Raw genomic sequence first — 11,611 nt, forward strand, 5'->3', positions numbered from 1 at the left:
TCGCGTTCGCAGGGGTTGTCGCGCCGGAGCCTGCGGCCCCGGGGCTTGCCAAGCATCTTCCAGATGATGGTGCCCCGGCCTTGGTGGCAAGCCTGGCTCAGTCAAAAATCATCGCCATGCGACGCCCTTGATGGACGCCGAAGCCGTTGCCACAGACCGAAATGCGCTGCGGTCAGAATGACCGGCTGTTGTTCGACCAGATCGGCCCCAGGCGCTCTTCTTCCTTGATGCTGTTCGTCCCATAGGAGAACCGCAGGCCACCGAAGATGGTGCCCGTGTCTCCCGACACCGAAGAGCCGAAACCGGAAACCTCCTCGTTGGCGTATTTGTAGCCGCCGAACAGGGTGACCGGGAAGTATGCAGGGCGATAGTTGGCCGTCAGCTTCAGACTACTGATGTCGTAGTCGATGCCGCTGTCGGTGATGCGGTCGAGCGCGCCGTCGAGATCGAAACGTATATGGTCGGTCGCATAGACGCGGGCGCCGAGCGCGACCATGTAATGATCGGCGTCCAAACCTTCCCACCGCGCCTGGCCGTAGCCGGCCGCGCCGTGAATGGTCCACGTATCCTGGAAATAAGCGCCTTCGATGCCGCCCATATAGTCGTTGATGTGGCTGTCGAACCCTGCATCGAGACGCGCCGCCTGAACGAACGCGCCGACGGCATAGGCACTGTCGCGGTAGTAGCCGTGCAGGGTGCCGCTGTAGCTATTCGTGTTGGCGTCCTCGATCGAGGCGCTGGTGTAGCCGAGATCCGTCTGGAGATTGAAGCCGCCGCCCGCGTCGAAGTTGACGGCGCCCCGCAGCGCCCATGCGTCGGCATCGATATCGCCGGGAGAATCGACGACACTTCCATAGGCGCCTTCGATGTATCCCGTGACGCCAAGAGACGGTTGTTCGACCGGCGCCTCATAGTAGTCGCCCGTCCCGACCAGCGGCCCGTCAATATCGGCGGCCGCCGCGAGCGGTGCGCTCGACAAAAGAAAAACAAGAAAGCTGTTCGCCCGAAACATCTGCCCACCCCGCTGAGAACCCTACCGAAGAGTAAGCAAACATCGTTAATGCAATCTGAAGGCGCATCGAGTTTGCAAGGGCGTCAGATGTTAAGGCAGCGTACGCGGTGGTGTCTTTTTGAAAAAAAAGCGCTCAAGGCGGCAGCGCAGTGCGCGCGAAAGACACACTTGCCGAGACGACCATGTTACTGAATTTGTTTTTCGAAGAAGTTGGCTGGGGAACCTGGATTCGAACCAGGACTAACGGAGTCAGAGTCCGTGGGTCTACCGTTAACCTATTCCCCAAAGCCGCCGTCGGGGCGAAGCCCGTCGGGTTGGTTGGCGGGCTTATAAACAAATCAGCGGCCGATGCAAATACCTTTTGCAAAAAAAAATCGCGCATGAAGCGAAGATTGTCTCGCGGCGGTGGAGGGAACGGGACGGCTTGGCGCTGAACTTGCCTTGTTTGCGGGGGGGATAGGCCGGACCGGCCGCTCGTCCGAATTGTTGTGCACAAGCCGTTTCTCAAAAAAAGTTTGGCGAATGGGGGCGGCGCTGGTACAGTCGCCCCAACGAAAAATCGAGAAAGCGCCTTGAGCGGCCGATAAGGCTTTGCGCGGCGCGATGGTTGAGACAAGTGAAAGACCCCGATCACGGCGAAAAGCCGTCCGAATCCGGGGCGTCGGCAGCAGGCCGTAGCGATGGACACAAGATGGTTCCGCGCAACGGCAAGGGCAAGCGGAAACGGCGCAAGTCGTCTGCTTCGCCGTCTGCAATTGCCAGCCAACCCGGCGGTGCCGGCATGGCAGGGCGTCCCGCAGGACCAGACGATGCGGAACCGGCGCGCAAGCGCAAACGGCGTCGTCGTTCGAAATCCGCAAAACAGCAGGCTCAGGCTGCACCCGCATCTGCGGGTAGCCGCGATGTGCAGCTTGTCGACCCGGCAATGGGCGACAGGAAAGGGCACAAGCGCAGCAAGAAGGCACGGCATCGTCGTGGCATTCAGGGGCGGCCACTCACCTCGGGCGAGCGGCAGCAGGCGCAGTCGCGCCCCAATGACGGGGCGGCCGTATCCAGGCCCGCTGCGCCTCAGCCTGGCGGACAAGCGCCGTCGCGTTCCGACCAGCCTCGCGCACCCTTCGTTGCCGCCAGCGAGCCGCCGGCGCCGCTTTATGCGGCACTGGATCTCGGCACCAACAATTGCCGTCTGCTGATTGCGCAGCCGACCCGTCCCGGCCAGTTCCGGGTGGTCGACGCCTTCTCGCGCATCGTCAGGCTTGGTGAGGGACTGGGCGCCAGCGGCCGGTTGTCCGATGACGCGATGGACCGCGCCGTCGAGGCGCTGAAGGTCTGCGCCACCAAGCTGGGCGGGCGTCTCATTCGCCGCAGCCGGTTGATCGCAACCGAGGCCGCGCGTGCGGCCGAAAACGGCGAGAGCTTCCTTGAGCGCGTCGCCAAGGAAACGGGGCTCGAGCTGGAGATCATCAACCGCGAGACGGAGGCGCGGCTTGCTGTGTCCGGCTGCTCGTCGCTGGTCGATCGCGAGACGCGCTCCGTTGTTCTCTTCGATATCGGCGGTGGCTCCTCGGAGATCGCCGTCATCCGCATCGGCGACAACAGGTCCAACCGGCTCGCCAACCACATCACCCATTGGACTTCGCTGCCCGTCGGCGTCGTGACCCTTTCCGAGCGCCACGGCGGCCAGCATGTGACGCCTGCAAGCTTCGAAGCCATGGTTCAGGAAGTCGAGGGCATGCTGTCGCGTTTCGACAGTCCGCCGGTCGAGGCGCTGGCAACCGGCATTGCCGGCAGCGGCTTCCATCTGATCGGCACCTCGGGCACGGTGACGACGCTGGCCGGCGTTCACCTGGATCTGCCGCGCTATGACCGCCGTCGCGTCGACGGGCTCTGGCTGTCCGATGACGAGGTCTCCGCCATGCAGGCGCGGCTCCTTTCATGGGATTTTGATGCGCGGGCGGCAAACCCCTGTATCGGCCCCGATCGCGCCGATCTGGTGCTGGCCGGTTGCGCGATCCTCGAAGCGATCCGCCGCCGCTGGCCCTCGACACGCATGCGCGTTGCCGATCGCGGGCTGCGGGAAGGCTTGCTCACCGACATGATGGCCGACGATGGCGCCTGGCGTCGCTCGCGGCCGCGCAGGCATCAGCGCAGCTCGACCACATAATTCCTTCAATCGGAAATCGATTTAGGCAATTGTGCGATAACATCTGCAGATACGGCAGGCCCGGCGCGTCCGAAGCGATGCGCGACCGTCGCCGCCACGAAGGATAAAACATATGACGAAACCTCCTGTTGGCGGCAACCGCAGCGGCCGAAAGCTTGGCCAGAAGGTCAAGAAGGGCAAGCTCAAGGCGTCGTCCCGTCGCTGGATCGAGCGCCACATCAACGACCCTTACGTCCAGCGCGCCCAGCTCGAAGGCTACCGCGCGCGCGCCGCCTTCAAGCTTCTGGAGATCGACGAGAAGCACAAGATCCTCAATGGCGCCCGCCGCATCATCGACCTGGGGGCCGCCCCCGGCAGCTGGTCGCAAATCGCCGCCAAGGTGACCAACTCGACCGATGGCGACCCGCGTGTGGCCGCGATCGACTTCCTGGAGATGGATCCGCTGCCCGGCGTGCGCATCCTGCAGATGGATTTTCTCGACCCGCAAGCGCCTGAAAAGCTGATGGAAGCGATCGGCGGTACGCCGGATCTTGTGATCTCCGACATGGCGGCGCCGACGACGGGGCATCGCCAGACGGATCATTTTCGCACCATGCATCTCTGCGAGGTCGCGGCGCATTTCGCCGTCGACGTTCTGGCCGAGGGCGGGCATTTCCTGGCGAAAACCTTCCAGGGCGGCACCGAGCGCGACCTGCTCAACATGCTCAAGCAGAACTTCCGTCAGGTCATTCACATCAAGCCTGCGTCTTCGCGCGCCGAATCGGTGGAAATGTTCCTGCTTGCCAAGGGCTTCAAGGGGCGCCGTGCGACCGACGCCGATGAGCCCGCAGAAGACGAGGCGGCGGACTGAGCCATGCTGCTCTACGTGACGGTCGGCACCAACGATCTAGACGGCGCGGGCGCGTTTTACGACCCGGTTCTGGCGACGCTCGGATACCGTCGTCAGCGGCAGGACGAGACGGAAATCGGCTACGGTGCCGATGGTGATGTCAGGTGCCGGTTCTGGGTGGTGACGCCGTTCAATGGTAAGCCGGCAACCTTTGGCAACGGTGTGACGATCGCGCTCGTGGCGGAAACGCGCGGGGCGGTCGACGCCTTCCACGCGGCAGCGCTCTCACAGGGCGGCATCGACGAGGGAGCGCCGGGCCTGCGGCCGTTCCACGCCCATTTCTACGGCGCCTGGGTCCGCGATCTCGACGGCAACAAGCTGTCGGCGGTCTGCGAGCGCCCCGAATAGCCCTTAGACCAACCCGCCCCGCTTTTACTTTCCTGCCGACGTTTCGATCTCGCGCACGGGCAGCCTGTGTCCCGAGACCGAGGCGCCGGCATTCTTCGCCATCGTCAGGAACGGGATTGCCGCCAGAAGGTTGGCGATCGCAATGATCATGAAGGCGGTGTGGAAGTTGTCGAGCTGCAGCGGTCCGCCGCTGAGCGACGTCTCGATTTCGAGGATCGCGCCGGCAACGGCAACGCCGAGCGCCAGGCTGATCTGCTGCAGGACGGCGCTCATCGACGTCGCCTTGCTGGCATCGGCGTCGTCGATATCGGCAAAGGACAGCGCGTTGACGCTGGTGAAGAAGAACGAGCGGGCAAAGCCGGCGATCAGCAGGATCGTGATCATGACGAGATAAGGGGTTGCCGGCGTGAAGAAGCCGTTGGCAAAGGTGGTGACGGCCGCGATGATGGCGGCGATGATCAGCGTCGTTCGGAAGCCGGCAAAGGCGAGAACGCGGCGCGCATAGAACTTCGTGGTGATCGCGCCGACGGCGCCGATGAAGGTGATCATGCCGGATTGGAACGGGTTGAGGCCGAAGCCGACCTGCAGCATCAGCGGCATCAGGAAGGGCACGGCGCCGACGGAAATGCGGAACACCGTGCCGCCGATCTGGGCGGCGCGAAAGGCGCTGTCCTGGAAGAGCTTGAGGTCGAGGATCGGGTGGGGATGGCGCCTGGCATGGGCGATGTAGAGCAGGCTGGCGATCACGCCCGTTACGACCGAGCCGATGCCGATGATCGGCGGCAGTGCCGGCAGGCTGATGACCGAGAGGCCGAAGACGACGCCGGATGCGGCGATGCCGCCGAGCAGGAAGCCGACAATGTCGACCGGCGGCGGATTGCGCGGTTCCATGTGGGGCAGGTAGATGCCGGAGAGGATGTAGCCGGCGATACCGACAGGCACGTTGATCAGGAAGATCCAGTGCCAAGAGAAATAGGTGGTGATGAAGCCGCCGAGCGGCGGGCCGGCAAGCGGCCCGACGAGTGCAGGGATGGTCAAGAGCGCCATCGCCGAAACGAGCTCGCTGCGCGGCGCGCTGCGCACCAGCACCAGGCGGGCGACAGGCGTCATCATTGCGCCGCCCATGCCCTGGAGGAACCGCGACAACACGAAGGCGAGCAGGCTGTTGGAGATGGCGCAGAGGATCGAACCGGCAATGAAGACGAGGATCGCCGCGCGAAAGATTTTCTTGGCACCGAAGCGATCGGCCATCCAGCCGCTCAAGGGAATGAAGATCGCCAGCGACACCATGTAGGCGGTGAGCGCCAGTTTGAGTGTGATCGGCCCGACGCCGATGTCGCGGGCAATGGCCGGCAGCGACGTGGAAATGACGGTGGAATCCATCTGCTCCATGAAGAGCGCGACGGCAAGGATCATCGGGACGATACGGTTCATGCGAAAGTGCCTTGGGAGTGGGCGGCGTCAGCTTGGGCTCCAAGCTAGCGCTTCCGATGGCTTTGTCGGGACCAAACCGACGATTGCAGATCAAATGCCTGTGGTCCCGCCTGTCTATTGCTGTCAAGACGCTAGTTCTGGCCGGGTGATGGAACGTAGCTGCGATTTCGGGAGAAAATGATGACGAACGACATGTCAATGAAGCGCCGCACCTTGATGACGGCGGGCACAATGGGTGTATTGGCGGCGCCCTCAATCATGACCGGGTTCGCAGTGGCCCAGGAAAAGACGGACAATCAGAACATGCAGCAAGCACAGCCGCCCATCCGGGCGCTCAAACTCGGCGCGTTCAAGGTCGTGGCGATCTGCGACGGCACGCGCGCTTCTGCCAAGCCGCACGAGACCTATGGCACCGACCAGCCGGAAGAGGCGGTGGCTGAACTGCTGGCGCAGAATTTTCTGCCGACCGATACACTGGTCAACAGCTATTCGCCTGTTCTTGTCGATACCGGGACAGAGGTTATCCTGTTCGACACCGGACTAGGTGAGGGGGGACGCGAAGCGGGTTCCGGTCGTCTCATGGACGGTATCCGGGCCGCCGGCTACACGCCCGAGGGCGTGTCGACCGTCGTGCTCACCCATATGCACGGCGACCACATTGGCGGGCTGATGGAAGGCGGCAAGCCGGCGTTTGCCAATGCGCGCTATATCATCGGCGAAGCCGAATATGCCTTCTGGAAGGATCCGGCCCGGGTCGGAACGCCGGCAGAAGGCGGTCACAAGGGCGTCCTCGAAAAAGTGGTGCCGCTGGCCGAAAAGGCCACGTTCATCGGTGACGGCGCGGAGGTTGCTCCAGGTATTTCGGCGATCGCCGCCTTCGGCCATTCGCCCGGCCACATGGTGTTTCGTCTGGAATCGGCTGGCAAGGCGATGATGCTGACGGCCGATACCGCCAATCATTATGTCCTGTCGCTGCAGCGGCCGGACTGGGAGGTGCGTTTCGACATGGACAAGGCGGCTGCCGCTACCACCCGCCGCAAGGTTTTCGACATGATCGCGAGCGAACGGCTGCCGTTCATCGGCTATCACATGCCGTTTCCCGCCGTCGGTTTCGTCGAGGCGAAGGACCAGGGATTTCGCTTCGTGCCGGCAAGCTATCAGCTCGATATCTGAGCTTTCGACGGCCAAAATGTTGCTCTGCAACAACAATGGGTGTGGCCCGGGACATTTCCCGGGCTTTGCTATTTTCATCCTGACATATCCGTGTTACGAGCCCTCGCCAACTTCCAAGACAAGCTTTGAAGTCACCCGGTGGGCAAATCGCAGCCCGTTTCCCGGGGATTTTCGTTATTGAAGGGAATTGGCCATGGCGCGTATCATCGAAACGGCAACCGGTCTGGAGGCTCTGACCTTCGACGACGTTCTGCTCCAGCCCGGGCATTCCGAAGTCATGCCGGGACAGACGAATATCTCGACCCGCATCGCCCAGGATATCGACCTCAACCTCCCGATCCTCTCCTCGGCCATGGATACGGTGACCGAAGGTCGCCTGGCGATTGCCATGGCACAGGCCGGCGGCATTGGCGTCATCCACCGCAACCTGACGCCGGTCGAACAGGCTGAAGAGGTCCGACAGGTCAAGAAGTTCGAAAGCGGCATGGTCGTCAATCCGGTGACCATCGGTCCCGATGGCACGCTGGCAGATGCTCTCGGCCTGATGAAGATCCATGGCATTTCCGGCATTCCGGTCGTCGAGAACGGCGGCAATGGCGGCCAGAAGCAGGGCCGTCTGGTCGGCATCTTGACCAACCGCGACGTGCGCTTCGCCTCCGATCCGAACCAGAAGATCTACGAATTGATGACGCGTGAAAACCTCATCACCGTCAAGGAAAGCGTCGACCAGCAGGAAGCCAAGCGCCTCTTGCACATGCACCGCATCGAAAAGCTGCTGGTCGTCGACGGCGACGGCCGTTGCGTCGGCCTCATCACCGTCAAGGACATCGAGAAGTCGCAGCTGAACCCGAACGCCTCCAAGGATGCGCAGGGTCGTCTTCGCGCCGCCGCCGCCATCTCGGTCGGCGATGACGGCTTCGAGCGTGCCGAGCGTCTGATCGACGCCGGCGTCGACCTCATCGTTGTCGATACGGCGCACGGCCACTCGCAGCGCGTTCTCGATGCGGTCACCCGCGTCAAGACGCTGTCGAACTCGGTTCGCATCATGGCCGGCAATGTCGCCACCGCTGACGGCACCAAGGCTTTGATCGACGCCGGCGCAGACGCGGTCAAGGTCGGTATCGGCCCGGGCTCGATCTGTACCACGCGCATCGTCGCCGGTGTGGGCGTGCCGCAGCTGGCCGCCATCATGTCGGCCGTTGAGGCTGCCCAGGCGGCGGACATTCCGGTCATTGCCGACGGCGGCATCAAGTTCTCGGGCGACCTTGCCAAGGCGATCGCCGCCGGTGCTTCCGCCGTCATGGTCGGCTCGCTGCTTGCCGGTACCGACGAAAGCCCGGGCGAAGTGTTCCTCTACCAGGGCCGCTCGTTCAAGGCCTATCGCGGCATGGGTTCCGTCGGCGCGATGGCGCGTGGCTCGGCCGACCGCTACTTCCAGGCCGAGGTTCGCGATACGCTGAAGCTCGTTCCGGAAGGCATCGAAGGCCAGGTGCCTTACAAGGGTCCGGTCTCCGGCGTCCTGCATCAGCTCGCCGGCGGCCTGAAGGCCTCGATGGGCTATGTTGGCGGTGCCACGATCAAGGACTATCAGGAGCGCGCCACCTTCGTGCGCATCTCCGGCGCTGGCCTTCGCGAGAGCCACGCGCATGACGTCACGATCACGCGCGAAAGCCCGAACTATCCGGGCTCGCACTAAGCTTCTGCTCGGGGGCGCCATCCGCGCCCCCGTTTTTCCTCATATGCGGCGCCGCCCAGTGCCCCTGCTTTTTCCTGAGTTGGTTGTTTCGAGTGGAGTAAGAGCGATGACGGGCTTTGAGATCTTCTGGCCGATGGTGGCGCATGTGCTGCTCGTCTTCGTCCTCTACGCCCTTCTGTCGTTCCGCCGTGTCGGCCTGGTGAAGGCAGGCAAGGCGCAGGTCTCGCAGTTTCGCGAGAACCGCGACGAGCCCACCGAAAGCCTGGTCGTTCGCAACAGCATCGCCAACCAGTTCGAGCTGCCGGTGCTGTTCCACATCTGCTGCGTGCTGCTCTACATCACCGAGGCGGATAACATCGTCTCGCTGGTGCTCGCCTGGCTGTTCATCGCCTCGCGCTACCTGCATGCCTTCGTGCATGTCACCAGCAACCGTATCCGCTACCGCCGACCGCTGTTCATCGTCGGCGTGGCGACGCTCGGCGGCATGTGGATCTGGCTTTCCGTCTGGATGGCGAACAGCTGACACCTTGACGGGTTCCCACCCCTCGCGCATGTCATGAGAAGCGGAGCCCTTTGGGCATCTGCGCCGGTCCAATACGACAGGCGCAAATCTGAGACACTTTCGAAGATGAACTTCGCGCCTTGATGCGCATCAAGTGCCCGTCACTACTTTGCGGATAGTCTGGTCGTTGTTAGCGTAGCTCTGTCACAAGCGCCTGGCGCGCCTGGTGATGGGCCTCTGCGCCGACGTCGAACAGACAGCATCGGAGATCGATATGACCGCAACGATGAAAGCCGCCGTGGTGCGGGAATTCCGCAAGCCGCTCGTGATCGAGGAAATGCCGATACCGGAGCCCGGCCCCGGCCAGGTGCTGATCAAGTTTCAGGCGACCGGCGTCTGCCACACCGATCTGCACGCGGTGAACGGCGATTGGCCGGTCAAACCCAACCCGCCGTTCATCCCGGGCCACGAGGGCGTCGGCTATGTCGCCAAGCTCGGCTCCGGCGTCACGCGGCTGAAGGAGGGCGATCGCGTCGGCGTGCCGTGGCTGCACACCGCCTGCGGTGGCTGCACGCCATGCCGGACCGGATGGGAAACCCTTTGCGGAAGCCAGCAGAACACCGGCTATTCCGTCAACGGCACCTTTGCCGAGTATGGCCTCGCCGATCCTGATTTCGTCGGCCGCCTGCCGGACAAGCTTGAATTCGGGCCGGCTGCTCCCATCCTCTGCGCCGGCGTCACGGTCTACAAGGGCTTGAAGGAAACCGAAGTGCGGCCCGGCGAATGGGCCCTGATCTCCGGCATCGGCGGCCTGGGGCACATGGCTGTTCAATATGCCAAGGCCATGGGCATGCACGTCGCCGCTGTCGATATCTTCCCCGACAAGCTGGCGCTGGCGAGAAAGCTTGGCGCCGATCTGGTCGTCGACGCGCGCGACAAGGATGCGGTCGAGCAGGTGCAGAAGGCGACCGGAGGGGTGCATGGCGCCCTGGTGACGGCGGTGGCCCCGAAGGCGATGGAGCAGGCCTTCAACATGCTGCGCTCCAAGGGAACGATGGCGCTCGTCGGCCTGCCGCCGGGCCAGATGTGCGTGCCGATCTTCGATACGGTGCTGAAGCGCATCACCATTCGCGGCTCGATCGTCGGAACCCGGCAGGATCTGGAGGAATCGCTGGAGTTTGCCGGCGAAGGCAAGGTCGCGTCCCACTTCACCTGGGACAAGATCGAGAACATCAACGCCATCTTCCAGCGTATGGAGGAAGGCAAGATCGACGGCCGCATCGTGCTGGACCTCAACAACTGATCCCTCCGTAGGCAAGCGTGCGTCTCGCCACGCGTGCGCGGTAACGCAAGTTTGTATATCCGGAGCCGCCCGCTGACCTATTCTGTCGCGGGCGGTTGTCCGTTGGGCTGCCGCAGAGGAAAGAAACCGAAGGAGGCCGTCATGAACAAACCTGTCATCACGCAGGCAATGATCGACGCTTATGACGAGTACACGCACCTCAGTCTGGATCGCCGCCGGTTCATGGAGACGCTGACGGGACTTGCCGGCTCGGCCGCGGCCGCCGCCACCATCGCACCGCTTCTTGCCGCCAGCAGTGCCAAGGCTGAAGTGGTCGCCGATACGGACAACCGCATCGTCGGCGAGGACATTTCCTATCCCGGTGCCGATGGCGACATGAAGGGTTATCTGGTCCGCCCGGCCAACATGACGGGAAAGCTGCCGGCCGTCATCGTCATCCACGAGAACCGCGGGCTCAATCCGCATATTCGCGATGTCGCCCGCCGCATGGCGCTTGAAGGTTTCATCGCGCTCGCGCCGGATTTCCTGTCGCCATCCGGCGGCACGCCTGTTGATGAGGACAAGGCGCGCGAGATGATCGGTGCGCTCGATGCCGGTGAAACCAATGCGGACGCCGTGGCAACCGTTGCGTTTCTCGAACAGCACGCGCAGTCGACCGGCAAGGTCGGGGCCATCGGCTTTTGCTGGGGCGGTGGGTTGGTCAATCGGCTTGCGGTCAATTCACCCGATCTCAAGGCTGGCGTCGCCTATTACGGCGCGCAGGCCAAGGCCGAGGACGTGCCGAAGATCAAGGCCGCGCTGCTCTTGCATTATGCCGGCCTTGACGAGCGCATCAATGCGGGTATCGACGCCTATCGCAAGGCGTTGACGGACAATGGCAAGGACGCGACGATCTATGTCTATGACGGCGTCAACCACGCCTTCAACAACGATACGTCAGCCGCCCGCTACGACAAGGCTGCAGCCGACCTCGCCTGGAGCCGAACCGTCGAGTTTTTGAAGGCCAAGCTCGCCTGAGTGGCGCAGTCGAGCAATCGGTTCGGAACGACGGGGACGATAATTCTCCCGCCTCCCGATCTCAGCGTCGCAA

Annotated in this window: 10 protein-coding genes and 1 tRNA gene; 8 read left to right on the forward strand and 3 right to left on the reverse strand. The window is 63.2% G+C overall.

Annotated features, from left to right (window positions below; translation table 11 throughout):
• Nucleotides 1-172: 172 nt before the first annotated feature.
• The gene (locus tag HT585_RS03380; RefSeq protein ID WP_176351598.1) at nt 173-1,012 is read right to left on the reverse strand and encodes a porin family protein; all 840 of its coding nucleotides are present in this window, start codon (nt 1,010-1,012) and stop codon (nt 173-175) included.
• A gap of 211 nt (nt 1,013-1,223) precedes the next feature.
• Nucleotides 1,224-1,297 (reverse strand) — tRNA-Gln (locus HT585_RS03385).
• A gap of 331 nt (nt 1,298-1,628) precedes the next feature.
• Between HT585_RS03385 and HT585_RS03390 the strand changes: the two genes are divergently transcribed.
• From HT585_RS03390 to HT585_RS03400, 3 genes are all read left to right on the forward strand, one after another.
• Nucleotides 1,629-3,176, forward strand: a complete 1,548-nt coding sequence (locus HT585_RS03390) for a Ppx/GppA phosphatase family protein (protein WP_176351599.1) — start codon at nt 1,629-1,631, stop codon at nt 3,174-3,176.
• 112 nt (nt 3,177-3,288) lie between these two features.
• Nucleotides 3,289-4,026, forward strand: a complete 738-nt coding sequence (locus tag HT585_RS03395; protein WP_173419101.1) for an RlmE family RNA methyltransferase — start codon at nt 3,289-3,291, stop codon at nt 4,024-4,026.
• Between the two features lie 3 nt (nt 4,027-4,029).
• Entirely contained in the window at nt 4,030-4,413 is a 384-nt protein-coding gene (locus tag HT585_RS03400; RefSeq protein ID WP_176351600.1) for a VOC family protein, read from the forward strand.
• 24 nt (nt 4,414-4,437) lie between these two features.
• On the opposite strand, the gene HT585_RS03405 is transcribed toward HT585_RS03400, so the two are convergent.
• On the reverse strand, nt 4,438-5,847 hold the full coding sequence (locus HT585_RS03405; protein WP_176351601.1) for a DHA2 family efflux MFS transporter permease subunit: 1,410 nt from the start codon (nt 5,845-5,847) through the stop codon (nt 4,438-4,440).
• A 180-nt stretch (nt 5,848-6,027) separates the two neighbouring features.
• Here HT585_RS03405 and HT585_RS03410 point away from each other — a divergent pair, with 180 nt between their 5' ends.
• The 5 genes from HT585_RS03410 to HT585_RS03430 all read left to right on the forward strand — a co-directional run bounded on the left by HT585_RS03410 (nt 6,028) and on the right by HT585_RS03430 (nt 11,538).
• On the forward strand, nt 6,028-7,020 hold the full coding sequence (locus HT585_RS03410; RefSeq protein ID WP_176351602.1) for an MBL fold metallo-hydrolase: 993 nt from the start codon (nt 6,028-6,030) through the stop codon (nt 7,018-7,020).
• 193 nt (nt 7,021-7,213) lie between these two features.
• The gene (gene guaB / locus HT585_RS03415; protein ID WP_176351603.1) at nt 7,214-8,716 is read left to right on the forward strand and encodes an IMP dehydrogenase; all 1,503 of its coding nucleotides are present in this window, start codon (nt 7,214-7,216) and stop codon (nt 8,714-8,716) included.
• A gap of 106 nt (nt 8,717-8,822) precedes the next feature.
• Nucleotides 8,823-9,239, forward strand: a complete 417-nt coding sequence (locus tag HT585_RS03420) for an MAPEG family protein (protein ID WP_176351604.1) — start codon at nt 8,823-8,825, stop codon at nt 9,237-9,239.
• Between the two features lie 253 nt (nt 9,240-9,492).
• Nucleotides 9,493-10,521, forward strand: a complete 1,029-nt coding sequence (adhP, locus tag HT585_RS03425) for an alcohol dehydrogenase AdhP (protein WP_176351605.1) — start codon at nt 9,493-9,495, stop codon at nt 10,519-10,521.
• 141 nt (nt 10,522-10,662) lie between these two features.
• Entirely contained in the window at nt 10,663-11,538 is an 876-nt protein-coding gene (locus HT585_RS03430; protein ID WP_176351606.1) for a dienelactone hydrolase family protein, read from the forward strand.
• The last annotated feature ends 73 nt before the right edge of the window (nt 11,539-11,611 follow it).

This window comes from Ensifer oleiphilus, assembly GCF_013371465.1.
GTDB classification, from domain to species: Bacteria; Pseudomonadota; Alphaproteobacteria; order Rhizobiales; family Rhizobiaceae; genus Ensifer; species Ensifer oleiphilus.

Bases quoted from the DNA above. Each gene is read 5' to 3' on its own strand.
- HT585_RS03380 (WP_176351598.1), bottom strand. From the start codon at position 1,012: ATGTTTCGGGCGAACAGCTTTCTTGTTTTTCTTTTGTCGAGCGCACCG.
- HT585_RS03395 (WP_173419101.1), top strand. From the start codon at position 3,289: ATGACGAAACCTCCTGTTGGCGGCAACCGCAGCGGCCGAAAGCTTGGC.
- HT585_RS03400 (WP_176351600.1), top strand. From the start codon at position 4,030: ATGCTGCTCTACGTGACGGTCGGCACCAACGATCTAGACGGCGCGGGC.
- HT585_RS03405 (WP_176351601.1), bottom strand. From the start codon at position 5,847: ATGAACCGTATCGTCCCGATGATCCTTGCCGTCGCGCTCTTCATGGAG.
- HT585_RS03410 (WP_176351602.1), top strand. From the start codon at position 6,028: ATGACGAACGACATGTCAATGAAGCGCCGCACCTTGATGACGGCGGGC.
- guaB (WP_176351603.1), top strand. From the start codon at position 7,214: ATGGCGCGTATCATCGAAACGGCAACCGGTCTGGAGGCTCTGACCTTC.
- HT585_RS03420 (WP_176351604.1), top strand. From the start codon at position 8,823: ATGACGGGCTTTGAGATCTTCTGGCCGATGGTGGCGCATGTGCTGCTC.
- adhP (WP_176351605.1), top strand. From the start codon at position 9,493: ATGACCGCAACGATGAAAGCCGCCGTGGTGCGGGAATTCCGCAAGCCG.
- HT585_RS03430 (WP_176351606.1), top strand. From the start codon at position 10,663: ATGAACAAACCTGTCATCACGCAGGCAATGATCGACGCTTATGACGAG.